Source organism: Baekduia sp. Peel2402 (assembly GCF_052567285.1).
In genome coordinates, this window is the sequence record NZ_CP199582.1 from 3511996 (window position 1) to 3538722 (window position 26727).

General features: G+C 69.1%; 17 protein-coding genes and 1 tRNA gene. 9 read left to right on the top strand and 9 right to left on the bottom strand.

Annotated elements, in window-relative coordinates:
• Window positions 1-64 precede the first annotated feature (64 nt).
• From ACT01A_RS17275 to ACT01A_RS17285, 3 genes are all read left to right on the top strand, one after another.
• On the top strand, window positions 65-3598 hold the full coding sequence (locus tag ACT01A_RS17275; RefSeq protein WP_445148329.1) for a hypothetical protein: 3534 nt from the start codon (window positions 65-67) through the stop codon (window positions 3596-3598).
• Between the two features lie 8 nt (window positions 3599-3606).
• Window positions 3607-6642 carry a hypothetical protein gene (locus ACT01A_RS17280; protein ID WP_445148330.1) on the top strand — a complete coding sequence of 1012 codons (3036 nt, stop codon included), beginning with the start codon at window positions 3607-3609 and terminating at the stop codon, window positions 6640-6642.
• A gap of 335 nt (window positions 6643-6977) precedes the next feature.
• The gene (locus tag ACT01A_RS17285) at window positions 6978-7775 is read left to right on the top strand and encodes a hypothetical protein (protein WP_445148331.1); all 798 of its coding nucleotides are present in this window, start codon (window positions 6978-6980) and stop codon (window positions 7773-7775) included.
• 143 nt (window positions 7776-7918) lie between these two features.
• Here ACT01A_RS17285 and ACT01A_RS17290 read toward each other — a convergent pair whose 3' ends face one another.
• The gene (locus ACT01A_RS17290; protein WP_445148332.1) at window positions 7919-8932 is read right to left on the bottom strand and encodes a hypothetical protein; all 1014 of its coding nucleotides are present in this window, start codon (window positions 8930-8932) and stop codon (window positions 7919-7921) included.
• Between the two features lie 116 nt (window positions 8933-9048).
• Here ACT01A_RS17290 and ACT01A_RS17295 point away from each other — a divergent pair, with 116 nt between their 5' ends.
• From ACT01A_RS17295 to ACT01A_RS17305, 3 genes are all read left to right on the top strand, one after another.
• The gene (locus ACT01A_RS17295; protein ID WP_445148333.1) at window positions 9049-10068 is read left to right on the top strand and encodes a hypothetical protein; all 1020 of its coding nucleotides are present in this window, start codon (window positions 9049-9051) and stop codon (window positions 10066-10068) included.
• Between the two features lie 118 nt (window positions 10069-10186).
• Window positions 10187-10717: a phosphoribosyltransferase gene (locus ACT01A_RS17300; RefSeq protein WP_445148334.1), complete on the top strand. Its 531-nt coding sequence runs from the start codon at window positions 10187-10189 to the stop codon at window positions 10715-10717.
• A gap of 444 nt (window positions 10718-11161) precedes the next feature.
• On the top strand, window positions 11162-14098 hold the full coding sequence (locus tag ACT01A_RS17305; RefSeq protein ID WP_445148335.1) for a hypothetical protein: 2937 nt from the start codon (window positions 11162-11164) through the stop codon (window positions 14096-14098).
• A gap of 7 nt (window positions 14099-14105) precedes the next feature.
• On the opposite strand, the gene ACT01A_RS17310 is transcribed toward ACT01A_RS17305, so the two are convergent.
• The 7 genes from ACT01A_RS17310 to argS are packed head-to-tail and all read right to left on the bottom strand — an operon-like array spanning window position 14106 to window position 22919.
• The gene (locus ACT01A_RS17310; RefSeq protein WP_445148336.1) at window positions 14106-15830 is read right to left on the bottom strand and encodes a hypothetical protein; all 1725 of its coding nucleotides are present in this window, start codon (window positions 15828-15830) and stop codon (window positions 14106-14108) included.
• Window positions 15831-15865: 35 nt separating this feature from the next.
• Entirely contained in the window at window positions 15866-17515 is a 1650-nt protein-coding gene (locus tag ACT01A_RS17315; protein WP_445148337.1) for an outer membrane protein assembly factor BamB family protein, read from the bottom strand.
• Window positions 17512-17838, bottom strand: a complete 327-nt coding sequence (locus ACT01A_RS17320) for a chorismate mutase (protein WP_445148338.1) — start codon at window positions 17836-17838, stop codon at window positions 17512-17514. Before ACT01A_RS17320 ends, ACT01A_RS17315 begins: the two co-directional genes overlap by 4 nt.
• Complete coding sequence (locus ACT01A_RS17325; protein ID WP_445148339.1) at window positions 17835-18812, bottom strand: hypothetical protein; 978 nt, start codon at window positions 18810-18812, stop codon at window positions 17835-17837. Before ACT01A_RS17325 ends, ACT01A_RS17320 begins: the two co-directional genes overlap by 4 nt.
• Window positions 18809-19252, bottom strand: coding sequence for a GNAT family N-acetyltransferase (locus ACT01A_RS17330; protein ID WP_445148340.1), 444 nt, complete (start codon window positions 19250-19252; stop codon window positions 18809-18811). Before ACT01A_RS17330 ends, ACT01A_RS17325 begins: the two co-directional genes overlap by 4 nt.
• 41 nt (window positions 19253-19293) lie before the next feature.
• Window positions 19294-21474, bottom strand: coding sequence for an aminodeoxychorismate synthase component I (gene pabB, locus ACT01A_RS17335; protein WP_445148341.1), 2181 nt, complete (start codon window positions 21472-21474; stop codon window positions 19294-19296).
• A complete protein-coding gene (gene argS, locus ACT01A_RS17340) occupies window positions 21471-22919 on the bottom strand; it encodes an arginine--tRNA ligase domain-containing protein (RefSeq protein ID WP_445148342.1) in 1449 nt (482 codons plus the stop codon). The genes pabB and argS overlap by 4 nt, the downstream gene beginning before the upstream one ends.
• Before the next feature lie 434 nt (window positions 22920-23353).
• Here argS and ACT01A_RS17345 point away from each other — a divergent pair.
• The 3 genes from ACT01A_RS17345 to ACT01A_RS17355 all read left to right on the top strand — a co-directional run bounded on the left by ACT01A_RS17345 (window position 23354) and on the right by ACT01A_RS17355 (window position 26098).
• A tRNA-Thr gene (locus ACT01A_RS17345) sits at window positions 23354-23426 on the top strand.
• 66 nt (window positions 23427-23492) lie between these two features.
• Window positions 23493-24758 carry a cytochrome P450 gene (locus ACT01A_RS17350; protein WP_445148343.1) on the top strand — a complete coding sequence of 422 codons (1266 nt, stop codon included), beginning with the start codon at window positions 23493-23495 and terminating at the stop codon, window positions 24756-24758.
• On the top strand, window positions 24755-26098 hold the full coding sequence (locus ACT01A_RS17355; protein WP_445148344.1) for a SidA/IucD/PvdA family monooxygenase: 1344 nt from the start codon (window positions 24755-24757) through the stop codon (window positions 26096-26098). The genes ACT01A_RS17350 and ACT01A_RS17355 overlap by 4 nt, the downstream gene beginning before the upstream one ends.
• Here the strand turns inward: ACT01A_RS17355 and ACT01A_RS17360 are convergent.
• Complete coding sequence (locus tag ACT01A_RS17360) at window positions 26053-26706, bottom strand: DUF2817 domain-containing protein (protein WP_445148345.1); 654 nt, start codon at window positions 26704-26706, stop codon at window positions 26053-26055. The genes ACT01A_RS17355 and ACT01A_RS17360 overlap by 46 nt on opposite strands.
• Window positions 26707-26727: the final 21 nt, after the last annotated feature.

Below are 26727 nucleotides of genomic sequence, written 5' to 3' on the forward strand. Positions count from 1 at the left end.
ACTATAGTCGTCGCGGTCCGGTGGGAGAACCGGCTTTTGGGTCGTCGAGTGGGAGGAGAGCCGGATGGCTCGCAAGAGTTGGGTGAACGCTGAGCGCGTTCTCTTCGGAGCGCTGTCGTTCTTGGCCTTCGTGGTTCTGGGCGTGTTCGCCTCGTCGGCTACCGCGGCTACGCCGGGGCAGTCCTACGGCTACACGAGCGACATCGGCACGCCCGACACCGGGAGTTGGGGCATCGGAGCCAACTTCAGCCCGGTTTCGATCAGCCTCGACGACGGCAACGTCTTCATCATCCGTCAGACGGAGTTCTCGATCGACGTCCTCAATCCGGCCGGGACGTCGATCTCTCGGCCCAGCTTGGGCGTCTCGCCGTCGGGTGTCGCCGCCAGCCCCGACGGCAGCACCGTGTTCGTGCTCGACGCGTTCGGCCCGACGATCGTGAAGCTGACGAGCGACGGAGCGCCGACGCCGACCTACACCCAGGACCCGCTCTGGACCCCGGGCGTCGCGCTCAACCAGATCGGCGGCCTGGTGGTCGATCCCGTCACCGGTGACCTGGTGGTCGGCGCTGCCGGTGGGATCCACCGGTTCGACGCCGCGTCAGGTGCTGAGCTGTCGTCGTTCGATGGTTCGACCTCCGACGGGGGCGCGTTCACCCCCACCGGCATCGCCATCGCGCCCAACCAGGACATCTACGCCGTCGCCGCCCCGGGACGTGTGGAGCACATGGGCGCCAACGGCAGCTGGAAGGGTTCGTTGCAGGTCCCGATCCCCGAGAGCCTCGCCCGGCCGATCGGCATCGCGGTGAACCCGCAGAACGGCGAGGTCGCCGTGGAGCTCCGGGAGCGGGCTGACACCATCATCAGGCTCTACACCGCGGCGAACGCCCTCAAGGACTCCATCGTGATCCCGAGCGCGGTGGCTGCGGACAGCTCCGGGCTGGCCTACTCGCCGGATGGCAGCAAGCTCTACGTCGGCTTGACGAACGGCAGCGCCCACATCTTCACGTTCGGGACGCGCCCCGGCGTTGACGCACCGGTCGTTTCGCAGATCGCCGCTACCGGGGCGCACCTGTCCGGCGTCGTCGCGACCGACGGCCAGCCGAGCACGGCGTGGATCGAGTACTGCCTGGCTTCCGATCCGTGCGAGCGCTACCAGACCTCCGACGGTTCGAGCCCTTGGCATCGGCTGCCGCCTCACACGAACCTGTCGGATCCCACACAGGACAGCATCGTCGAGGACCTCACGGGATTGGACCCCAACACCCGCTACCTCGTCCGGACGTACGCGATCAACGACACCAGCAAGGTCGAAGCCCTCTCGGCCGCGGAGCCGTTCCGCACCGCCCTCGATCCGCCGGTCGTGACGACCGGCGGGGCGAGCCCCGATGACGCGTCTGCGGAGCTGACCGGCACGATCGGCACGTTCGGCGATCAGACCACCTACCACTTCGAGTACGGCCTCACGACGAACTACGGCAGTCGCGTTCCGGCTAACCGGGAGGCGGTCGCCGGCAACTCGCGGACGCCGCGCACGTTCTCCCAGACCGCCAAGGGCCTGCAGCCGGGGACGGAGTACCACTACCGGTTGGCCGCCACGAACGCGGCCGGCACGACGTACGGCGCGGACAGGACGTTCACCACGCTCGGCGTCGACCAGGTGGCGCCTCACCGCGCGTACGAGCAGGCCACCTCCCCGAACAAGAACGGGCTGGCGCTGTTCAACAACTGGGGCTTCCAGGCCAAGTCGGACGGCTCCGGGATCGTGTACAGCGCGGCTGCGCCGGCGGCTGACGCCTCCAGTGCATCGCAGGCTTCGCGATACGTCACGAGCCGGGATCCGGGCAGCAACTGGACCGGGCAGAAGGCGCTCGATCCGCCACTCGCTCCAACGCGGGCCATCATGTTCGCGGTCACCCAGGCGGTGTCCGGCGACCTCAAGCACACGTTCGTGGTCAGCCAGAAGGCGCTCACGCCCGATGCCGTCGAGTCCGCCGGCAACTACTACATCAACGACGTTGACACCGGCCAGTACCACCTCATCGGCACCACGACCCAGCCGGGCGCGTTCGCGCAGCTGGCCGGCCCATTGAGTGGGAACTCGTTCATCGCCGGCGCTGACGACTTCAGTTGGGTCGTCCTCATCTCCCGGTACCCGTTGATTGCCGGCGCACCGCAGGTGGCCATGTACAAGTGGACCAAGACGGGCGGGCTCTCGCTGATCTCGCGACTGCCGAACGGCAACATCCCCACCGGGGACACCTGGGTCCAGTCGAGCGATCGGGTCGCCAACCGGCTCGTGTCCGACGACGGTAAGACGTGGGCGTTCTCCCTCACGAGCGGGGAAGAGGGCGTCTACCTGCGGCGCTCGAACGGCGATGTGATCGCGGTCTCGAGGTCTCAGGTCGGCGGCTCGCCGACCGGCTCGCCGCAGCCTGGCATCGGCTACGACGTCAGCAGCGATGGCAACTACGTCATCTTCCAATCGAGCGTCCAGCTGACCGCCGACGCGACCGCTGGCGGACCCATGATGTACCGGTACGACGCCTCGTCTGGAGGCCTCGAGTACCTCGGTCCGCTGGATACGACCAACGACGGATCCTCTGACGTGCTTGGCGTCGGCAACGACGGCAGGACCGTCTACTTCAACTCCAACAACCAACTCGTCGCGTGGCACGATGGGCAGTTGGACGTCGTGTTCCCCGCGAAGCTCTCGGGCGGGGACTTCGGGTACGCGAGCCCCAACGGCCGCTACTTCAACTACCTCACGAGCGCCAACCTCACGACGCGCGACGGGACGTTGCGGCTCTATGACGCCGTGGCAGGTGACGACGTGTGCCTGGCCTGCACCGTCGACGGAACCTCTCGCCCTGGCGGCTTGCCCGTGCCGAGTCGAACCCTCAGCAACCGATTCCCCCAGGTCGTCACCGACGATGGGCATGCCTACTTCGACACGACGGCAGCGCTGCTCAGCGCCGATCACAACGGCTCTCGTGACGTCTACGAGTACTACAAGGGTCGGCTGACGCTGATCAGCCCCGGCGACCGGGACTTCACCGCGACGTTGGCCGACAGCTCGGCCGACGGTAGCTCGGTGTTCTTCACCACCTCGGAAGGTCTGGTCGGGCAAGACACCGATCAGACCTATGACCTCTATGCCGCCCGTGTCGGTGGCGGCCTCGCCGCGCAGAACCCGGCGCCGCCGAACGCCCAGTGCGCGAAGGCTGAGTGTGGGGAGCCAGGGCCCGGGCCGATCGTCAGTCCGCCGGTCGGATCCCCGCCGCAGCCGGGCACGAAGTCCAAGCGCACCAACCAGGAGAAGGTGCAGCTGTCCGTGACGCGGGTCTCCGTCGGTGCCAAGACGGTGAAGATCACCCTTCACGCTTCACAGCGTGGGCGCATCACGATCTCGGGCGATCGGGTGGTCAGGACGTATCGGAACGTCACCAAGGAGGGCACCTACAGCGTCAGCGTCCGGCTGAGCAAGAAGGCGCAGTCGATGCAGCGCGCCAAGAAGAAGTTCAAGCTCGCGGTCAAAGTGAGCCTCGCTGGAGGCTGGGGCACCGCCTCGGCCAAGTACTCCCGGACCCTCAACAAGTAGGGGGAGTCATGAGCGATCTGACCTTCGAGGGAACGACCATGGAGAACAAGATGTTCAGCGATCGGCGTCGGACTGGTGCCCATATGTGGTGGCTCGTGCTCGCCGCTCTCACGGCGATGCTGCTGGCGGCGGGGACGGCGAAGGCCAACCTGACCTTCGACAGGAGCACGTTCGACCTCACGGAGAACGGCCAGTTCTCGCGTCAGGCGGGTGGCCACCCGGACTTCACGGTCAACCTGTCGTTCCCGGTGAACCCGAACGCGGTGGTCGACGGACGGGTCCAGCCCGGGCCGGACGAGTCGGTCCACTCCGTGGACGTCGACCTGCCGGCCGGCATGATCGGTAATCCGAACGCCGTCACCGAATGCGATCCCCGAGACTTCGCCAAGCCCGGAGAGGGCCGGGCCGACTGCCCGCTGTCGAGCCAGGTCGGCTACGCAGAGGTGCGCGTCGACGGTGACTCGGGTCCAGGCACCGCCGTCGTCGGCGTCTTCAACCTTGCCCACGGCCCGGACGTCCCGGCCCGGTTTGGGTTCAACTACATCGGCACGGTCGCCCTGATCGACGGCCGCGTGCGTCCCGGGGACTACGGCATCTCGGCCGGCAGCATCTCGATCTCGCAGGCGCTGGCGGTCGAGTCCGTCAAGCTGACGCTGTGGGGCGTTCCGGCCGATCCTTCCCACGACGCGTTCCGTGGCGGCATCGTCGACCCGACCCAACCTGTGCAGTCGATTCCGGACATCGTCCGCGTCCCGTTCTTCTCCTCTCCCACGTCGTGCACCGATACCCCGGTCTCGTTCACGATGCGTGGCGACTCGTGGCAGAACCGCGGCGTCTTCGACACCCGCACGACGACCGTCGACTCGGACGGCACGCCGTTCATCTTCGAGGGCTGCGATCGCCTCCCGTTCAACCCGACCGCTGACGTCAAGGCGCTCTCCCGCGTCGCCGACTCGCCGACGGCCCTGAGCGTCGACCTGAAGGTTCCGCAGTCAAAGGAGCCCGACGGACTGTCCACCGCGCACGTGCGCACGGTCAAGATGACGATGCCGCAGGGCATGTCGGTCTCGCCGTCGTCAGCGGCTGGGCTGGGCGCCTGTTCTCCGGCACAGATCGGCCTCGGCAGCAACGCCGCGCCGACCTGCCCCGATTCGGCCAAGCTCGGCACGGTGACGGTCGACACGCCCGTCCTGCCGGACCCCCTGTCGGGCGACATCATCCTGGCGACGCAGAACGACAACCCGTTCCACTCCCTGGTCGCGCTGTACATCGCGATCAAGGGCCCCGGCTTCTACCTCAAGCTGCCGGGCAAGATCGATCTCGACCCGTCGACGGGCCAGCTGACGGCGACGTTCGAGAACACGCCGCAGCTGCCCTTCTCCGAGATGAAGGTGGAGTTCCAGGGCGGCTCGCAGGCCGCGCTGGCGACGCCGACGGTCTGCGGCACGTACAACACGCACGTGGAGATCACGTCGTGGGCGTCCGACACCCCGGTGGTGAGCGACTCGCCGACGCGGATCGATCAGAACTGCGCGGCGAAGGCGTTCGCGCCGTCCTTCACGGCTGGGTCGACGAACCCGCAGGCCGGCCAGTTCTCGCCGTTCCAGTTCACGCTGACGCGATCGGACGGGATGCCGTTCCTGTCGCAGATCAGCACGGCGCTGCCGGCGGGCCTGCTCGCCGACATCGGCTCGGTCCCGCAGTGTGATGCCGCCTCCGCGGCCAGCGGGACCTGCCCGGCGGCGAGCCGCATCGGCTCGACGACCACGTTGTCCGGCCCGGGCGCACAGCCGCTGTCCCTCACGGGCGGCGTCTACCTGACGGGTCCCTACAAGGATGCGCCGTTCGGTCTGTCGATCGCGGTGCCGACGGCCGGTCAGGCCGGGCCGTTCGACCTCGGGATCGTGGTGGTGCGGGCCGGGATCTACGTGGACCGCACCGACGCGCACGTGACGGTGAAGTCCGATCCGCTGCCGACGATCATCCAGGGCATCCCGCTCCGACTCCGCCAGGTGGGTCTCACGATCGATCGCGCGAAGTTCATGAAGAACCCGACGAACTGCGACAAGAAGTCGATCTTCGGGAGCTTCGGGGCCCTAGGCGGCGGGAGTAGCGACCAGGTGGTCGCCTTCCAGGTCGGCGGTTGCGGCGACCTCGATCTCAAGCCGAAGCTCGCGGTCAAGCTGAACGGCAGCAAGTCGACCAAGGACGGGACGTCTCCGGGCGTCGAGGCCACCCTGACGGATCCGGGCGGCGGCTCTAACTACGACAAGGTGGAGGCGAAGCTGCCGCTCGCCCTGGTGCTCGAGCCCAAGAACGCGCAGGCGCTCTGCAAGCCCGAGCAGGCCAAGGCCTACAACTGCCCGAAGGCCTCGATCGTGGGCAGCGCCACCGCACGCTCCGTGCTCCCGCACGAGCTGAGCGGCCCGGTGTACTTCGTCGAGGGTCGTCGCAAGACGGCCAGCGGTCGCATCGTCTCGTCGCTGCCGGATCTCTGGATCCCGCTGTCGGCCGACGGCGTCACGATCGACATTCGGGCGAGCTCGCAGGTGGATTCCAGCGATCGCCTGGTGGCGACGTTCCACGACCTGCCGGATGCGCCGATCAAGACCTTCAAGTTGAAGATCAACGGCGGCAAGCACGGCATCCTCGTGGTCACCGGGAAGTCGACCTGCAGCCGCGACATGACGTTCGACCTGCGTTACACCGGGCAGAACGGCGAGACGAAGGTCGGCACGAGCAAGCCGCGCGTGGCGGGCTGCAAGCCGTCGGTGAAGAGCACGAAGACGACGAAGAAGGCCGTCACGGTCAAGGTCGGCAACCTCGGCGCCGGCAAGGTGACGGTCACGGGTGGCGGTCTGCTCTCGCGCGCGTCCAGGACGCTGAAGGAAGGGCCGGAGGCCACGGTCACCGCTGCGCTGACGAGCAAGGCGCGGGCCGCGCTCAAGCGTCACGGGAAGGTCTCCGTGATGGTGAGCGTCGCCTACAAGCCCACGGTCGGCAAGACGGTGAAGCTGACCAAGAGGGTCACCGTCAAGTCATAAGAGTCCTAGATCATCGAGTGGTTCGTGCAGAGGGCGCCTCCGGGCGCCCTTTGTCGTTCCAAATCGAGGAGCAAAACACGATTGTGTCTATTGACTCTCGGAAATGCTTCTGGGTATGATCGGCACGCCCCGAGCGCGTAGCCGTTCCGCGCGCCCGGGCACATGGGGGATGGGGCTTTCGTAGGTCGTACGAGTGGGTTTGGCTCTGCGCGCCCGGTCCTTATCAATCCGATGTCCTAAATACAGGAGGATCCCTTATGCGGATCAGGATGTCTCTTAGACCGATGGTGGCTTCTGCCGTCGCGGTTGGTGCGCTTGCCCTCTCGTCGTCCGCCATGGCTGCGGCCCCGACGGGCGACTTCGCGCCGTTCAAGTACTGCCCGTACCAGAACGTTGCTGTCCAGACGTGCCTCAAGTCGACGATCACGTCCGGCTCGTTCACGCTGGGCAACGCGACGGTGCCGATCACGGCGTCCACGCCGATCGTCCTTCAGGGCGGTTTCTCGTTCGACGGCGCGACGACCTGGTACAACGCGGCCAACGGTGGCAAGACGTTGGACGCCACGCCGATCAAGGTCCCGGGCGGCCTGATTGGGCTCGTCAACACGGGTGGTTGGTCGGGGATCCTGATCGACCTGTTCAACGCGGCTGTCTCGTCGGTCAACGACGTGTACGCCACCGCTGAGCTGGCCGGCAACGTGCAGTTCGACTTCCTCAACTACCTCTTCGGGTCGGGCACGGCAATCACGCTGCCGATCAAGGTCCACCTGACGAACCCGTTCCTGGGCTCGGGCTGCTACATCGGCTCGAACTCGAACCCGGTCACGCTGCGCCTCACGCTCGGCACGACCGCTCCGCCGGCGCCCAACACGCCGATCTCCGGCACCTCGGGCACGGCCACGACGAACTCCGATGGCTCGGTGCTGACGCAGACCGGCCAGAAGCTCGTTGACAACGCGTTCTCCGTGCCGGCTGCGTCGAACTGCGGCTTCCTGCTGCTCGACAAGCTCATCATCACGGCTGGCGTGAACCTCAAGGAGGGCCTGCCCTCCGCCGCTGGTAAGAACACGGCGATCCAGCAGGGCACGTCGCAGTCTGGCGACCGCGCTCGGACCGCGGCGAGCGTCTCCTAAGCACGCTCCACTGTCAGCCGGAGGCGTTTGAGCGACACCCCGGCTGATGAAGGACGAGAAAGGAATGGGGTCCCCGAAAGGGGGCCCCATTCTCGTTGTGGGTGCGGTGAGCCGATGGCGCCGAGCGGCAGGCGCCCGTGGTCCTACGCGGCGTTCGAGTGCCGCGCGCGGTTGGCCGCAGCCTGCAGGAACCCTTCGAACTGGTCGGCATGGCGATCGATCGTCTGCGTCTTGGCCCAGGACTTGCCGGCCTTGGCGAGCTGCTTGCGAGCGCGCTTGTCGCGGATGAGGTCGTCGAGCGCGGCGCCCCAGGCGTCGTCTGCGACTAGCCGGCCGCCATGCTGCTCGCCCAGGTCCATGTAGGGGCCGCGTGGCGACGCCAGCCACGGGACCTCTGACGCCGCGTACTCCTTGACCTTGATGTTGGAGCGCGCCGCGTTGAACGGGATGTCCACGAGCGGGGCGATCCCGATGTCGTAGTGGGCCAGGTGCTCCGCCGGGAGCGAGTCGAAGTGCGCGGAGGGCCAGCGGACGTAGCGCTCAGAGAGCCCCAGGTCCACGCCCACGCTCTCCACCCGCGCATCCGGGTGACGCGCCAGCACGCCTTCCAGCATGTCCCGCAGTCCGAGCTCGACCGCGTCCTCGGTGTGCTCGATGCCGGCGATCCAGCCGATGATCAGCCCGTCGTGCTTCGCGCGCTTGCGCTTGAGCTTCGGTGCCAGGTAGTTCTCGAAGATCTCGATCTCGCCGACGCCGCCAGCGTTCGCGTACTTGGTGGCGATCGTCTCCGTCGAGGCCAGCATCACGTCCGCCATACGCGCCATGCGCAGCGTCTCCATGAACCGCTTCTGGCCGCGCAGCGCGCCAGCCTGCTTGTAATTGGGACTCCGGCGCGGGATGGCGGAGAGGTCGTCGTCGGTGTCCCAGACGATCCCCACCCCGCGCTCGGCCAAGCGAGCGAGCCCACGGCGCAGCGACTCCTCGCTGCGGCGGAAGACGTAGATCACATCGCAGTCGCCGAACTCGGCGAGTTTTGCCTCGCCGGTGTCGAGCTCGGGCCACACGATCTCGTGGCCGCGCTTCATCATTTGCTCGAGCGGATAGAGGCCGCGGTAGTACGCCGCGGCGGTGGGCTCGAACGCTGCTCCAATGCGCATCCGCCGAGCCTGCCGGACGGGCACGGTCGCGGCCAGCGCCGCGTGGCAGGGACCTGTGCCAACAGGCAGTAGCAGGGCTGGTGAACGACACACAGGCATGGCTACGATCGTCCGGCATGCGCCTCGGGGTCCTCTACACGACCGACGTGTACAACTCGATCTACCGGGCGGTGCTCCCGGGGGAGGCGCTGCGGCGCAAGGGCCACGACGTGCGGCTCATACGGCATGACGAGTACACGCGCGTGCCGATGGAGCACTTCGTCGATCGCGAGGTCGTCCACATCTTCCGCCGTCACGACAAAGTCGTCGCGAAGTTCGTCGACCAGCTGCGCGCGCGGGGCATCGGCATCACCTATGACAACGACGACGACCTGCGGCTGGCACCCCAGGAGAGCGAGTTCTTCAAGAAGCATCGCGCGACCGGGATCAACAAGTACTTCCGCGAGCAAGTGGCGATGATGCGCCGTGCGCACCTGATCACGACGACGACGCAGACGCTCGCGGACCGGTGGGCGCAGGAGGTGGACCGACCGATCGAGGTCGTCCCCAACTTCGTCGGCGACCAGCACTTCGTCAAGACGCCGCGTAACACGGAGGGGGTCGTCGTGGGCTGGGTCGCGGGCATCGAGCACATCGCCGACGCGCGGCGGCTGCAGATCACGCAGGTCCTGCAACGGGTGATGGAGAAGCGGCCGGAGGTCAAGGTCGTGACGATGGGCGTCCGCCTCGATCTAGACGCGACGCGCTACACCCACCACGAGCACATCCCGATGCACCGCCTCGGCGAGTACGTGCGGAAGTTCGACGTCGGGATCGCGCCGCTGGCCGACATCCCGATGAGCTACGCGCGCAGCGATATCAAGGTGAAGGAGTACTCGGCCGTCGGCGTACCGTGGCTGGCGTCCAACCGCGGCCCGTACACCTACCTCCAGCCGAAGAACGGCGGCCTGCTGGTGGAGGACGACGCGTGGGAGGCCGCGCTGCTGGAGATGGTGTCCTCGAAGTGGAAGCGCGCGCAGCTGCGCCGCTGCGCCGAGCGGTGGGCGCGATCCCAGCGCATCGACAAGCACATCGACCGCTGGGCCGCCGTGTGGCAGCAGACGGCCGACATGGCCAAGCAGGCCGCGGCGGCCTGAGACGCAACGTCGTCGCGCCCCGGGGCCGCGGCGCGAATGGGGTGGGCCGGGGCGCGCCGCGCGACAGGAGGCAGCGCTGCCCCGGCTCACCCGGTGGCCTCGGCGGTACGCTGAGTCCATGGAGGCCACGCCGGAGTCGAGCAGCGCCGCGGTGCCCGCGCCGCACGAGCGCGAGATCATGAGCTGGGAGCACCTCGGTGCGGCGGCGAGGGAGCTGGCGGAGGCGATCGTCGCGTCCGGATACGAGCCGGACATCGTGCTGGCGATCGCGCGAGGTGGGCTGCTGCCAGGTGGCGCGGTCTCTTACGCGCTTGGCGTCAAGAACTCGTGCGCGATGAACGTCGAGTTCTACACCGACGTCGACCAGCGCCTGGAGGTGCCGTTGATCCTGCCGCCGGCGCCGGAGTTGATCGACCTCGGCGACTCCAAGATGCTGATCGTCGACGACGTCGCCGACACCGGGCGGACCTTGGAGGTCGTGCAGGAGTTCTGCGAGGGCAAGGTCGCCGAGGTGCGGACGGCAGTCCTGTATGAGAAGTCGCAGTCGGTCGTCAAGTGCGACTACGTGTGGCGCCGGACGGACCGCTGGATCGACTTCCCGTGGAGCGCCGCGGGCCCGGTCGCGGGCGGCGGCAGCGCGGTCGCTTAGCGCACGTACGTCCGCACCGCGAACGTCCCGCAAATTTGCCGGATTGGCAGGGATGGATTTCCCCCTAGAGCGGCCTGACTGCGTTAGCTTCTTCCCTGAGAGCTCGGGGAGTCGATCCGGCCGGACGACGCTCTGAGATTCCCCGGGACGCGCACCCTCACAGCGCGCGCCGCGTCCCGGACACCATGGGCAGCGGGTCTCCCGATGGTCGGACCCAGCGCCAACGTCGGCGTCCCGGCGGCCGATGCGGACGGTCGTCGGGACCGCGACGTTCCCGAGGAAGCGACGGGAGCGTCGCGTCGGCGTGCCCGCGAACGGTGCCGTTCGGGTGCGAACCGGCGCGCACACACGGGTATGTGTGCGAACTTCTCGTTTCTTGGGTAACAGGGCTTGGACGGGGAGGTCGGAGCCCGGCAGGAGGAGACGATGAGGTTGCTGCTCTCGATGAGGAGCCGTCGCGCGCTGGGCGCCGTGGCGGTCATGACGACGTGCGCATTTAGCGCGGTGACGACGAGCGCGCAGGCGGAGTTCGGCGTCTCGAAGTTCGACGCGGGCGTCTGCGCGACGAACACCGAGCCCGCGCCGCAGTGTGCGCGCGACTCCAATCCGTCCTTCTGGTACACCCAGGCCGCGGGCCACCCGCAGTGGGGCATCACCGACTTCGCGTTCAACACCACCGGTCTGCTCCAGACGCCGGACGGCAACGTCCTTAACGTGCACGTCGACCTGCCGGTCGGCCTGAGCGTCAACCCCGAGGCGACCCCGAAGTGCACCACCGCGCAGCTGGAGGCCACCGCGTGCCCGGCCAACAGCGCGGTGGGGACCAACTACATCACCACGGTCTCCGCCGCGGTCAAGGCGCCGATCGCGACCACCGTCTACAACATGGTCCAGCCCCCGGGCATGCCCGCGCGCTTCGGCATGACGGTCCCGGTCGTCGGCGGGGAGATCTACCTCGACGGCGGCGTCGCCTGGGACTCCGACTACCACGAGTCCTTCACGATCTCGAACATCACCAACGCGATCCCGGTCTACGAGACGCGCCTGGTGTTCAACGGACGCGCTGGCGACGGGACGTTCATCACGATGCCCTCGGGTTGCACCGGCCCCGCGGTCACGGGCTTGCAGGTCGACTCCCATCAGAACCCGGGCAACTACCTGTCCTACTCGACGACGACGCCGGTCGGCGCCACAGGTTGCGACAAGGTGCCCTTCCAGCCGACGGCGTCGGCCACGCCCGACAACCGCACCGTGGGCGCGCCCGCGGGCGTGACGATCGCGGTCGACAACCCGCAGAACCCCAACGGCAAGGACAAGCCCAACAGCGCGACCATCAAGGACGCGCACGTCACGCTGCCCGAGGGCATGACCTTGAACCCGTCGGCGGCCAACGGCCTCGAGGCCTGCACCGATGCGCAGCTCGGCAAGGGCACCAGGAACCCGGTCTCCTGCCCGGCAGCCGCGGCGATCGGCACCGTCGACATCGACACCCCGGTCCTGCCGTCCGGCACACTCAAGGGCACGGCTTACCTCGGTCAGCCGCTCAGGCAGCACGCCCCGGCCTCCGGTGAGGAGTTCCGGACCTTTCTCGTCGTCGACAACCCGCAGTACGGCATCTCGGTCCGCCTCGTCGGCAACATCGCCGCCGACCCTGAGACCGGCCGCCTGACCGCATCGTTCCTCGACAACCCGCAGATCCCGTTCAGCCAGGTCCGCGTGACGCTGCGCGGGGGCGACCGCGCGCCGCTCGTCAACCCGCCGACCTGCGGCACCAAGCACACGCTCGGTCGCTACTCCGGCTACCACGGCGGCACGGCCACCTCGTCGACCGACATGGTCATCGACCAGGGCTGCGATCGCGCCAACGCCTTCGGCCCTGGCCTGACCGCCGCGGTCTCAGACACGGAGGCCGGCGGCAGCCCGACGTTCACGCTCGGCCTCACCCGCAAGGACGGCGAGCAGCAGCTGCAGCGCATCGACGTCAACCTGCCGCCCGGCCTGCTGGCCAAGCCGAAGGGGATCCCGCTCTGCGACGACGGTCACGCCGCGGCCGGGACGTGCCCGGCCAACAGCCGGATCGGCTCGGTCAAGGTCGCCGCCGGCGCCGGCAACACGCCGTTCGCGCTCACGGGCCAGGTCTACCTCACGAGCGCCTACGGCGGTGGTCCCTACGGCCTCTCGATCGTCGTGCCCGCGAAGGCCGGCCCGTTCGACCTCGGCCTCGTCGTCGTCCGCGCCGCGATCACCCTGGACCGCAACGACGCCCACGTCCGCGTGCTCAGCGACCCGCTGCCGGCGATCCTCGACGGCATCCCGCTGCTGCTGCGCTCGGTCAACGTCACGATCGACCGCCCGGACACGATGCGCACACCAACGTCCTGCGGCCCGCTGACGATCGGCGCCACGCTGACCTCGATCCCCGGCACGACCGCCACGCCGACCGCGCCGTTCCAGGCCACCGGCTGCGACGCGCTGAAGTTCACGCCGAAGACGACGATCGCGCTCACGGGTGCCAAGGAGACCGTCGACGGCAAGCACCCCGGCGTTGACGCGACCGTGACGCAGCCCTCGGGCCAGGCGAACATCCGCCAGGTCCAGGTGACGATGCCGCTGTCGATCGCGCTTGACCCCGAGAACGCCAACGGCCTCTGCGAGTTCGCCGACGGCCTCAAGGGCGTCTGCCCGGAGAAGTCCGTGATCGGCACCGCGACGGCCAGCACGCCGCTGCTTCCACACGAGCTCAAGGGCAAAGTCTACTTCGTCAAGGGCCTGCGCCAGGGCAAGAACGGGTCCTTGATCCCGACGCTGCCGACGCTGCTGGTCAAGCTGAAGGGCGACGTCGAGCTCGACATCCGCGCGACGACCTCGGTCGACCCCAAGAGCAGCCGCCTGATCAGCACCTTCACGCCGATCCCCGACGCCCAGGTGTCGTCCTTCCGCCTCAAGCTGGACGGCGGCAAGCACGGCATCCTCGTCGTCACCGACAACAAGGACATCTGCGCCGGCGCCCAGAAGGCGAACCTCGTCGCCGCCGGCCACAACGGCAAGCAGCTCAAGGAGACCATCAAGCTCTCCACGCCGTGCTCGGCCGCGCCGAAGGTCAGCCGCGTCGCGGCGCTGCCCGGCGGCCGCGTCCGCGTCACGGTCAAGGCGATGGCCAACGGCCGCCTCACGCTGCGCGGTGCGGCCAAGCGCCTCGGCACCTGGTCGCACACGCTGCGCAAGGGTCAGAGCAAGACCATCATCCTGCGGCCGTCGAAGGGCGCGCGCTCGTCGCTGGCCAAGGGCAAGCGGATGACCGAGCGCGTGGTCGCGACCTTCACCGTCAAGGGCAAGGGCCGTTCGACGGTCCGCAGCGGGGCGGTGCGGCTGCGGCGCTGAGCCGCCGCTAGGCCCGCCGCCCTCGCCGCACCAGCGTCACGAATCCGAAGGCCAGGAAGGCCAGCGCGCCGAGCGTCAACACGGTCCCGAGCTTCACCGTCCACGGCGACTTCGCCGCGACGGTGATGTGGGTCTGGCCGTTGGCGTCCGCGTTCTCTACCTCGAGGACCGCGTTACCTCTGTTGTCCATGGCGACGATCTTCGCGCCGTCGACCTTGATCAGCCAGGTTGCGGCCTTCAGGTTGGAGGAGATGTACTGACCGGGTGACGCGGCGACCGTCGTCGACACCTTGTGCTTGTCCTGCGCGACCTTGGCGTCGAACACCGCCGTCGGCATCGTCGGGTCGACCTGCACGGCGTCGAGCCGGCCGTCGACGTAGTCGGCGGCGCCGAACGGCGGCTCGTCCTTGGCCCAGTACGCGCGCGGCTCGTTCCACGGCGGCACGTACACGTTGCCTTCGGGCTGGTCGACGAGCGCCTTGCCCGCCAGCACCACCACCAGAACGGCCGGCGCGAGCGCCACCATCCACCAGCGTCGCCAATCGGTGATCCGTGACATCACCGCCAGCGCGCAGACGACGAGGCCGCCCATTCCGAGCGTGATGTAGGACTGCAGCCGGTACGGCGCTTGGATGCGGTCATAAGGCGAGGGCAGGCCGATGATCCACTCGATGTGCGTGTGGATCTGCCAGACCAGGACCATCACGCCGAACGCGATCAGCCCGAGCCGCAGCCACATCGACCGCCATCCGGGCCAGCCGAGCGCGAAGGCGATCGCGGCCCAGGCGGTGCCGAGCAGCGGCAGCGCCGCCGACTGGTGCGTGAAGCCCGGGATCCCGTTGCCGTACTTCAGCGAGAACAAGTACTTGGACTCGACGAAGTTCATCGACGTGCGCACCAGGCCCTCCGCCATCACGGAGTTCATGGCGATCAGCGACTGACCCTGGTACTTGATGTTGGTCACCAGGAACCACGCGTTCACGAGCACGGCGGGAACCATCACGATCGCCAGCCGCTTCAGGCCCGGCTTCTGGAAGACGAGCTTCCGAGCGGCGGGCACGACCGCGAACATGATCGCGAGCACGAGCACCGACAGCGTCGTGGCCCACAGCATCGAGAGGTTGTGGCTGCCCGTGAACATCGTGGTGCTGAACGCCAGCGCCGCGGCCGGGCCCAGCCGCAGCCGGTCGGCGCGCAGGACCGCGATGGCCGCCGCGGCCAGCAGCGGCAGCGAGGAGATCGCGACCGCCTGGCCGTAGGAGCCCCAGGCGTAGATGCCGGCCAGCCACCACGCCGAGGAGATGAACAGCACGCCCGGCGCGTGAGAGACGACGACGCCCGCGCCCGCCTGGCGCGCGAGCCAGTAGAACCCGCCCTCGGCCATGGCGAAGGCCATGACCCACGTGATCACGAACGCCGCGACGTGACCGGTTACCAGCGAGATCAACCCCGCCAACACGTACAACGTGCCGCCGTAGAAGGCGAAGTGCGGGTCGAAGATGCCCGTCTGGTTGAAGTTGTACAGCGACGGGACCAAGTTCTCGCGGATCGATCCCTCCTGGTGCCAGATGTACCAGAGGTGCGTGTACCAATCGAACCCGTCGAAGTTGTGCTTCCAGAGCATCGGCCGGATCAGCAGGAACACCACCAGCGCGACCCCGAGCACCGAGCCGATCTCTAGTGGGACCCGCCACCGGTCGCCCCGTCCAACGGACGGGGCGACCGGGGTCATCTTGGGGGCATCGCTGACGGCCGACATGGGTCAGCTCACTTCCCGTCGAGGCTGTAGGCGGCGATCGACGGCGTCTGGCCTTGGCCCGCGGCCAGACCGGCCGCCGCGATCACGACGTTGTCGTGGACCGTGACGCCCGAGTTGGAGGAGGCGGGCAGCTGCTGGTCCCACAGCGGCTTGCCGGTCTTGGCGTCGCTGGCGTGGATCTGGCCGTCGAACGTCGTCGAGAAGACCACGTCGTTGCTGACCGTCGTCGAGCCGAAGACCGACGTGTTGTAGTTCACGGCCCACTTGATCTTGCCCGTGTCGAGGTCGACTGCGACCAGCTCGCCGGTGCTCGTCTGACTGTCCTGTGCCGCGTCCTTCTCGTTGGCCGTGTAGGTCACCGAGTTGTTGACGACGCCGACGAAGATCAGCTTGCCGTCCGTAGACGCCGGGGCGATCACCCCGCCGAGGCGGCCGGGGTAGATCTCCTGGTTGAGCGCCAGCTTGGAGTACTGGCCCTTGGAGGCGTAGACCGGGTCCTTGTCGTGGCCGTTGTGCTTGCCGACCGCGCGCTTCCACAGCACCTTGCCGTTGGCGCGGTCCAGCGCGATCACGTACCCGTTCTTGCCCGACCCGATCACCGCCGGCTTGCCCTTGACCGTGGCCAGGATCGGCGGGTTCTGGAAGTCCCAGTCGTACAGGTCGTGCGGCGTGGCCTGGTAGTACCACTTCAACTTGCCGGTCTTGGCGTTCAGCTTGACGACCGAGTTGGTGTACAGGTTCTTGCCCGGCCGGCTGGAGCCCCAGGGGTGCTCCGTCGTGCCCGGGAACGGGCCGGCGTTGCCGACGCCGAAGTACATGTTGCCCTGCTGGTCGAACGAGGGCGCGTACCAAAGGCCACCGCCGAGGTTGACCTCCTCGTTGTTCTTAGACCACGTCTTCGTCGGCGCCGTGTCGAACTTCCAGACCTTCTTGCCGGTCTCGGCGTCCAGCGCCCAGAGGATGCCCTTCGTCCCGCCGCCGTAGAACTTGCCGTTGTTGCCCGGCACCGTCGAGGCGTACACCAAGCCCTTGTAGTAGCCCGGCGCCATGTCGAGGCCCTCGCCGGCGTTGCGAATGAGCTCCTTCTTCCAGAGCTCCTTGCCGGTCTTCTGGTCCAGGGCAAAGGCGGAGTCGGCCGTGACCCCGAAGACCTTGCCGCCGCCGACGTTGACCCCGTTAGGGCCCTGGTCGGGCGAGGCGTAGGACTTGGTCCACAGCACGTCGCCGGACTTAAGGTCGATCGCGCTGACGTTGGAGGCGAGGTCCTGCGAGTAGACGACGCCGTTGACGACGACCGGGGTGGAGGCGTAGGACCCGAACTGGGACTGGCTCTCTTGGCCGAGGGCGATCGTCCACTTGGACTTCAGCGACTTGACGTTGCTGGCGTTGATCTTGCTGCCCTTGGCGTTGCGCGTGCTGGAAAGGTCGTAGTTGGGCAGCGCGTCGCCCTCGAACGTGGCCTTGGCGGCGTTGCCGCCCGGCTGCTCCTGCGTCTGGTCGGGCGTCGAGGACGCCGGCGGCGCGGCCGCCTGGTCTGAGCCGTCGTCGCCTCCGCCGCCCGTGACGAGCAGCACGATCACGACGATCAGGATGAGGGCCAGAGCACCGGCACCGAGCAGCGCCGCCTTGGGGGCGCGCTGCATGCTCTTGGGGTTCATGCGGATTCTGCTTCCTGTTGTGAGGCCGCGCCCGCGAGCGCGGCGATGATCTCGTCCTCGAGGCGGCAGGTCGCCGCGATGAGCACCTCGAAAAGCTCAGCGCTGAAGTCCGTCGGCAGGCCGACCGCGGCGCCGCGCGCGAGATAGCGCTCGCGCACCTCCACGACCCGGTCGGGCTGCATCATCGGGATGTCGTTCGCGCTCTTGTACTCCGCGACCGCGCGGCAGATGTCGAAACGCTCGCCCAGAAGCTGGGCGATCGCGTCGTCGATCTCGTCCAGCCTGGCGCGAAACGGCGCCAGGCCCCCGCCGTTGCCGCTCACGCGACCACGACCTCGGCGCCCAGCAGCCCTGCGGAGAACGCGCTGCTGCACTCGGCCAGGCGCTCCAGCGCATAGCCGCCCTCTTGCACGACGCAGACCGGCAGGCCGGACTCGGCCAGCAGCGATCCGATCGCCGCAAAGATCCCCGGCTCGAACTCCCACCCGCCGTGCGGGTCCCCGGCGATCGTGTCGTAGCCGAGCGACAGCACCAGCGACCGGCAGCGCGTCGAGATCTGGTCCAGCGACTCGTCGACCGCGTCGAGGTAGGCCTCGGGGTCGGGCGTGCCGCGGAACTCGATCAGCCGCTCGCGGCCCGTGCGCGGCAGGACGGGGTCGGTGGGCGCGTTGCTCACCGGCCAGGCGTGCAGCGAGTGCAGCAGCACGTCGCCCATGCCGGCGGCGATCGCCGACGTCCCGTTGGGGTAATGCAGGTCGAGGTCGAGGATCCCGACCGGTCCCATGCCTGCCTCGCGCAGCGTGACCGCGGCGGCTGCCGCGGAGTTCAAGTAGCAGTAGCCGCCGCAGAACGCGGGGCCGGCGTGATGGCCGGGCGGACGGCACAAGGCGTAGGAGAACCGCGAGCCGTCGGCGACGTGGCGCGCCGCGGTGATCGTCGTGCGGATCGCCTCGTCGGCGGCCGCGATCAACGCGGGCCCGGCCGGGATGTCGGGTCGCATGCCGGGTGCGACGTAGCGGGTCAAGACCATCAACTCGCTCAGGTCGTGCAGCGTCGCGAGGTAGTCGAGGTCGTGGATGGCGTACAACGTGCGCTCCACGTCGACGTCGGTCGCACCCGACCCGACGCGCTTGACCGCCCAGTGGGTCCGCAAGCCGGCCTCGATCGCGTCCAACCTCCGCACGCCGTCCTGGCCGGCGACCCGCTCGCCACCGTCGACGATCCACGGCGCGTCGGCGTCACCCACCGCGCCCGCGCGGCGCTGCCGCACCATCACCATGCCGCGTCCCGCGATCATTCCCCCACCCTTCTCCGTGCGCGGACGCCGACGACATCGAACCCGTTGCGCTCGTAGAACCGCCGGGTGGCGGCAAGAGCCGGGAACGTGTCGCGCGGCAGCCCGACTTCGATGCGCGTCGCGCCGCGTGCCTCCGCAAGCGCGCAGAATGACGCCACCAGCTCGGCGCCCACTCCCGCGGACCTCCGAGCCCCATCGACCCATAGGTCTTGGATCAACCCGTACATGCCGCCCGCGTGGACGGTGGTGATCCAGCTCGCGGCCAGGACGCCGACGACGGCATCACCCTCCTCCGCGATCAGGGCCACGTCCACGGCGATCACCGCGCGTGCCGCGTCGACCATCGCGTCGCGGTCCGGCGGCGTGGCACCCAGCTCGACCAGCAGCGCGGCGACCGCGTCGGCCACGGCGTCCTCGTCGCCGGGCTGCGCCGGACGCACGACGACCGCCGTAAGACTCGGCCCCCATCCGCCCGCCGCGCTCACGAGGCCGCCACCCCGCTGAGGACGGGTCGCACGCCCTCGACCTCGACGGTCCACGCCGAGGGGGCGTCGCTGCCGGTGGCCGCCTGGGCGATGGCGGCCATCGGCGCGCGCGCCTTCAGCAGGATCTCGTCGAACTCTTCGACGGGATCGCTCTGCATGACGATTGCTCCGCCCGCGCCGATCGTCGTCGCGCCCGGGCGCAGGACGATCGTGCGGATCACGATGTTGAGGTCGACGACGCCGTCGGCGCCGAAGTAGCCGATCGCGCCGCTGTAGACGCCGCGCGCGCAGCGCTCGATGTCGTCGATGATCGACATCGTCCGCAGCTTCGGCGCACCGGTCATCGACCCGCCCGGGAAGCACGCGCGCACGCACTCGACCGGCGTGCGGTCGCCCTCGAGGTAGCCCTCGATCGTCGACACGAGCTGGTGCACGGTCGGGTAAGGCTCGACGACCATCAGCTCGGGGACGCGGACGCTGTCGACGTCGCACACGCGGCCGAGGTCGTTGCGCAGCAGGTCCACGATCATCAGGTGCTCGGCGAACGTCTTTTCATCGCCGCGCAGCTCGTCCGGGATCGCGGCGTCGCGCTCGGGGTCAGGGTCCCGCGCTGCCGTGCCCTTGATCGGGCGCGCCTCGACGCGACCGTCGCGGTCGACCGACAGGAAGCGCTCGGGCGAGGAGGAGACGATCGTCAGGTCCGGGCCGAGCTTCAGGAAGGCGGCGAACGGCGCCGGGTTGCGACGCCGCAGCAACCGGTACAACTCAAACGGCTCGGGCGACGCGGTCGTCGTGATCTGGTCGGTCAGGCAGACCTCGTAGGACTCGCCCGCCATCAGCGCCGCCTGTGAGCGGGCGATGTCGGCGAGGTACTGGGTCCGGCCGCGGCCGACGCGGAAGACGACGGGCTCCGCGGGCGGTTCAGAGGGGATCGCCCCGACTGGCACGTCGTCGGCTGGTGGCGCGCTGAGCGCCTCGCGCACGACGGTCTCGGCGAGGTCCAGCCAGCGTGACGGTGCCGGGTCGTCGGGCTGACCGAGCGCGAGCAAGTACGTGGTGTTGCTCACGTGGTCGACGGCGATCACGCGGTTGGCGAACATGAAGACCGCGTCGGGCGTGTCGGCGCGGTGCGCGTTGGGCGAGCCGCAGTCGGCCTTGCACTCGTAGCCGAGGTAGCCGACGAAGCCGCCGACGAGCCCGCGCGGCACCGCCGCCGGCGGGTCGATCGCGTTGGCCGCCGACTCACGGTCCAGCACGTCGAAGATCGACGCGTGCTCCACGGTGACCTCGGAGCCGCGCCGCAGCCCGACCTGCCCGGCGTCGGCGTCGTACTCGATGATGCAGTGCTCGGCGCCCGCCGTCGTGCCCAGGAACGAGCACTGCGCGAGCTTGGACGGCGCGGTCACGCTGTCGAGCCAGAACGCGTGGTCGGCCTGGCCGAAGAGCCGCTGGTAGACCAGCTCGGCGTGCGGCTGGCCTTCGAAGGTGCGGACGCGCAGCTCCAGGCTGCTCGGATCACGGCGGCGGACGCCGCCCTCCGGCACGACCGCCCGCGTCGGCACCGGCGGGCGCCCGGCGCCCTTCCGTCGCGGCCGCTTGTGCTCGCGCGCCAGCCGGTAGAAGTTGTCCACGATCGCGTGACCGTGCTCGGAGGCGATCGACTCAGGGTGAAACTGCACGCCCCACAGCGGACGCCGAGTGTGCTCGATGCCCATCACGATGCCGTCCTCGGTCCACGCGTTGACGTGGCCGTCGGGTCCGAGCGGACCGGTCACCGCGAGCGAGTGATAGCGCACCACGGAGAAGTCCTGAGGAACATCCTGGAACAGCCCGCTGCCTTGGTGGCGCACGTTGCTGAGGCGCCCGTGCATCGGCACGGGCGCGCTCCCGACGACGCCGTTCAGCACGCGGCCCAACCCCTGGTGGCCGAGGCAGATCCCCAACACGGGGATGTCGCTTGACCGCAGGATGTCCGAGCAGACGCCGAAGTCGTGCCACCGCGCCGGATGCCCCGGCCCGGGCGACAAGACGATCGCATCGAAGTCCCACCGCGACAGCGCGCGCCACGACACCATGTCGTTGTGCACGACGATCGGCTCCTCCCCGGAGACCGCCGCCAGCAGATGGAAGACGTTGTAGGTGTAGCTGTCGTAGTTATCGATCAACAGCGTGCTCATCGCGCTGCCTCCAGTCCGAGACCACGGGCGCTGCGATCCAGCAGCGTCTGCACGACGCGGTCGACGTGCTCACCGCGGTCGCGCTCCATCGACCAGCGCGCCAAGTGCTTCAGGTAGAGCGCCAGCGGGCCGACGTCGTAGCGCTCGACGGCCAGCCGCAAGTGCTGGCGGTAGAGCTCAGACTGCACGACCGCGAAGCGGTACTCGGGGTCGTCGGCCGGGCGGCCGCCCTCGGCGCCGCCGCGCATGCTGATGTGCGCCCGGGCCCGGACCAGGTCCCAGCCGACCGACTGCTTGTCGCGCAGCAGCTTCTGCTGGTCGAAGTCCATCGGCCGAGCGACCGGGTAGGGCAGGAAGTAGCCCAGCGCGATCTGCGGCGCCATCCGCTCCGGCGTCGGGTGGTGCTGGCGCAGCTCCCGCGTCGCGGGGTCGGCGTCGATCTGCTCGTCGACCCAGTCGATCAACTCGTCGATCAGCAACGCGCCGTCCGACGAGGACAGCGCCCGCTTCTGGCGGGCGACCATCGCGTTGAAGATGTCGAGCGTCGGATGCAGCGACCCATTGCCATTGGGAAGCAGCTCGTCCATCAACTTGCGCCGGGCGGTGACGTGGCCGACCCACTCGGTGCCGCAGATCTGCATCGACGTCATGTCTTCGAGGTCGGGCGCGGCCATCCAGTAGGCCAGGGCGCGCATGTGCTGCGTCGTCACGCCGTCGGGGCGCACGAGCGGGAACTCCTCGTAGCCGTCGATGCTCGTCGGGTAGACGACGACGCCGTCCTCGCGACGCTTGAAGCGCCCGTCGCGCAGGCCCTCATTCATGAGGTCATTTGCATCGCTGAGGAAGTCCGACTCGAAGAACACGCGGTCAAACGCGACGCCCAGCCGTGCCAGCGTCTTGCGCTGGCCGGCGATGACCCAGGCCCGCGTCCGGTACCAGAGCTCGAGCGTCTCCCGGTCGCCTTCCAGCACCCGGCGCAGCAGGTCGTCGGCGTCGTCGTAGCGGACGGTCAGCTCGCGCGTCTGCGAGTCCTCCGGGAGCTCGTTCTCGCCGGCGACGATCGCCGTCGCCGAGGCGACGTAGTCGGCGTAGCAGACGCCGACGAAGTGATCGCTCTTCTCATCGCCGTCGCCCCACGCGCTGGCGTGACGGCCGGACGCCATCACGCCGGCCATCGCCTCGCCCATCGAGCGGCCGGCGTCGGAGATCAGCGAGCGGCGCTCGACTTGGCCGCCTGCCTGCGTCAGCGCGCTGGCGATGGCGTTGCCGATCGCGAGGTTGCGCAGGTGCCCGACGTGGAGCGCCTTGGTCGCGTTGGCGTCCCAGAACTGGACCGAGTAGCGCTGGCTGGTAGCCAGGTCGCCGAGGCCGGCCTCCGCGCTGCCGCCGGCCTCTAGGCCGGAGCCCACCGATTCGATCCAGCTGTCAGCGATACGGACCTCCACGCCGTCACGCTCGCGCTTGACCGAGTCCACCCAGGGCTCGGCTTCGATCTGGTCTAGGACGCGGAGCGAGTCCGGATCGTCCTGCCAGTACGTCGTTCTTGGAATTAGCTTGATGTCGAACCGCCGGGGCCGTCGCGGCGCTCTCGCCGCCCACGGTGCGCTCGTGCCGTCACGAGCCGTAGTGGATTTCAGCTGGTCAAAGATGTTCAACGTCATAAGTGGACCTGAGCGGGACATGTACCAGCGATCTCCGTTCCGCTTCAACGTGCACGTGTAGCCAGTCAGGCAAGAAGGTGAAGGCCTCTGACGATTGGCTCGTCGCAAGGCCAATTGGCTGTTGTGGGGGTCGTCTCAAGAGGAATAGAAATGCCCTACCTCGCGGCGCTGTCCTCTCGGATCACGGCAAGGACGACAGGGATGGAGCTGCGAGTCGTGCACCTGTGCCCTAATCGGTGAAGGGATCGGATTAGTAATCCGAGCATCCGGGTTCGAGCCCCGGCAGGTGTGTTGAAAGGGATCGCTATGCGCAACCGCACCACGTCTCTGCCTCCCGGCCCCTCGATGCCGGCGGCCATGCAAGCGTGGAAGTGGACGCAGGAGCCACTGGCGTTCCTCGGGCGCTGCCGGGATCAGTACGGCGACGCCTTCACGCTGCGCATCAGCCACGCCGGCACCTGGGTCGTCCTCAGCGACCCCGCCGACGTCAAGCGCGTCTTCACCGCTCCGCCCGACACGATGGGCGCGACGCCGGCCAGTGCGGTCATCGAGCCGCTGCTGGGCAGCCGCTCGGTGATGCTCCTCGACGAGCCCGAGCACCTCACCCGCCGCAAGATCATCCTGCCGCCCTTCCACGGGCAGCGGATGGCGGGCTACGCGGGGATCACCGCGGACGTCGCTCGGCGCGAGGTCGCCCGTTGGCCGGTCGGCGAGCCGTTTGAGCTATGGCCGCGGATGCAGGCGATCACGCTGGACGTGATCATGAACGTGGTCTTCGGCGAGGACGCGCACTCCAACCCGCGCCTTGCGCGCATTCAACTCGCGCTGGAGGCGATGACCGCGTGGCTGAACGATCCGCGGCGCCTCGCGATCTTGGCCGTGCTCGGCCCGCGGTGGATCCGCAACAACCGCGGCTTCGCGCGCACGCGTGAAGCGGTGGCCGGAGCGGTCATGGACGAGGTCGCCCTGCGACGCGGCGCGGCCTCCCATGGGGTGCCAGGTGGCAGCGACATGATCTCGCTTTTGCTCGAGGGCACCTACGAGGACGGGAGCCCGCTGAGCGACCGCGACCTGGCCGACGAGCTGATCACGCTGCTCTCCGACGGGCCGACCTCGACGACGCTCGCGTGGTCGTTCGAGCGCCTGCTGCGCCACCCCGAGAAGCTCGAGGTACTGCGCGAGGAGGTGCTCGCCGGCGAGGACGACGTCTACATGGAGGCCGTGATCCGCGAGACCTTGCGGCTATGCCCGCCGGTCCCGGTCGTCACGCGGCGCCTGCTCGCGCCGCTGGAGCTGGAGGGCGGCCACCTGCTCCCGGTCGGGACAACGGTCGCCCCGTGCGTGTCGCTCATCCACCACCGCGAGGACCTCTACCCCGAGCCCGACGCGTTCCGGCCCGAGCGCTTCCTCGGCGTGACGCCCGGCACGTACTCGTGGATCCCGTTCGGCGGCGGCGTCCGGCGCTGTCTGGCCGCGAGCTTCGCCAACCAGGAGATGAAGCAGGTGCTGTCCACCGTCTTGAAGACCGTCGACCTCCGCGCCGTCGGGGTGGCCTCCGAGCGCGTCGCGCGCTCGTCGATCGCCTTCGTGCCCGACCGTCGCGCGCTCGCGCTCGTCGCATGAGGGCCGATCTGCTGGTGCTCGGCGCGGGGGCGAAGGCCGCCGCGATCGCCGCCAAGGTCCACGCGATCAACGAATTGGGCTACGGGCCGGTCTCGGTGACGATCGTCGAGGGCAACGAGCCAGCAGCCAGCTGGCTGGGGCTTAATGGCATGACGTCGGGCGAGGAGACGCTCGCGATCCCGCCGATCAAGGACGTCGGCTTCCCCTATGAGTCGGGTCGCGCGTTCGGCGAGCTGGGCGACGAGATCGACGAGGCGATGCTGTCGTTCTCGTGGGCGGCCTTCCTGATCGGCGGGCGGCGGTACGCGCGCTGGGTCAACGCGGAGCTGCCGAGCGTCCGCCACCGCGACTACGGCATGTACCTCGCGTGGGTGCACTCGCGCGCGACGACCGGCGTGCGTCACGTGCGCGGTCGGGTCAAGGCCATTGCCATCGACGGTGGTGGCTGGGCGGTCGACGTCGTCACGCCCGAGGGTGAGCGCTTGCGCGAGGCTGGCGCGGCGCTGCTGCTGACCGGCTCCGGCGTGCACCGCGAGCTGCCGCACGACCCCGCGGTCGGCGGGCGGCTGATGCACTGCGACGACCATCGCGGTGACTTGGCGGCGGCGATCCCGGCCGATCGGCGCTCGGAGGTCGCGATCGTCGGCGGCGGCGAGGGCGCGCTGAGCTGCGTGCTGTTCCTGCGCCAGGCGCGCCCGGCGGCGCGGATGACCGTGCACACGCCGGAGCTGCCGATGAGCCGCGGCGAGGGCTTCCTGGAGAACCGCGTCTTCGCGGACCCGGACTCGGTCGGTTGGGCCGGTCTGGACCTCGCGACGCGCCGCGACTTCATCGCGCGCTGCGACCGCGGGGTGTTCGGACCGGACGGATTGCTGCAGATCGCCTACGACGACCACCTGCGCTTTGTCACGGGTCGGGTCACCCGGGTTGGTCCGGATCCGGACCACCGCGGGGTGCGCTTGGAGTCCGCCACGAGCGACGGGCAGCGCGCCGATCGCTACGACTTCGTGGTCAACTGCACCGGCTTCGACGTGCTGGCGCAGGTGCGCGAGCTGTTCGGCGAGGACGTGCGAGCGGCGATGGAGGCTCAGGCCGGGCCGGTGTTCGGCGCCCGCGGACGCGACGAGGAGCTGCGGTTCGGCCGCGGGCTGGAGATCGCGGGCCTGGAGCCGCGGCTGCACATCCCGGGGCTGGCGAACCTCAGCCAGGGACCGGGCTTCGCGAACCTCGGCTGCCTCGGGCTGATGGCCGACCGCGTGCTCGCGCCCGTGTTGCACGGCGCCGAGCGCGGTGCTCAGGACGCGACGATCTCGGCGACGTCTACGACCGCCGCGACGTGACGGCGCACCGCCGCCGCTGACAGCGCGCCGGCGGGCAGTTCGACCACGAACGCGGTGCTCGATGGGAGGACGTGCTCCTGCCAGCGCGAGGCGGTGCCGGGCAGGCGGTCGAGCGTCCGGATCCGCATGCGCGCGGTGCGGGCGTAGCGGGAGATGATGGTGGGGTCGCTGCCGCGCGTGCGATCGACCAGGTCCATGTGCTGGTGAAACCAGATCGTCACGCGCGGTCGCGCGCGGCGGATCAGCGACATGATGGCCTTGGTCTCGGGCTCGGAGGCGGCCTTCTGACCGGAGGCGTAGACGCCGCTCAGCGGTCGCCAGCCCCAGGGGAAGTTGCGGTTGAGGTCGACGCCGCGCGCGTTGGGGCGCGTGCCGGCCGCGCAGCCGTCGGGGTTGGCGGCGTCGAGGAGCAGGAGCTCCGCGCCGTCCGGTGGCGTCTGCTGGCGCAAGGCCTTCAGGATGGGCAGGCCCGCGCGCTCGGTGCCGTGGACGCAGCCGACGACGAGCACGCGCGCGGGGCCTTCCCCGATGTGGACGACGCGGAGCGGGCGGCGCTGTACGGAGCGGCCGATGACCTCGGCGTGGATGGGCGGGACGTCGGCGAGCACGGGCGGGCGAGGGGCAGCGTA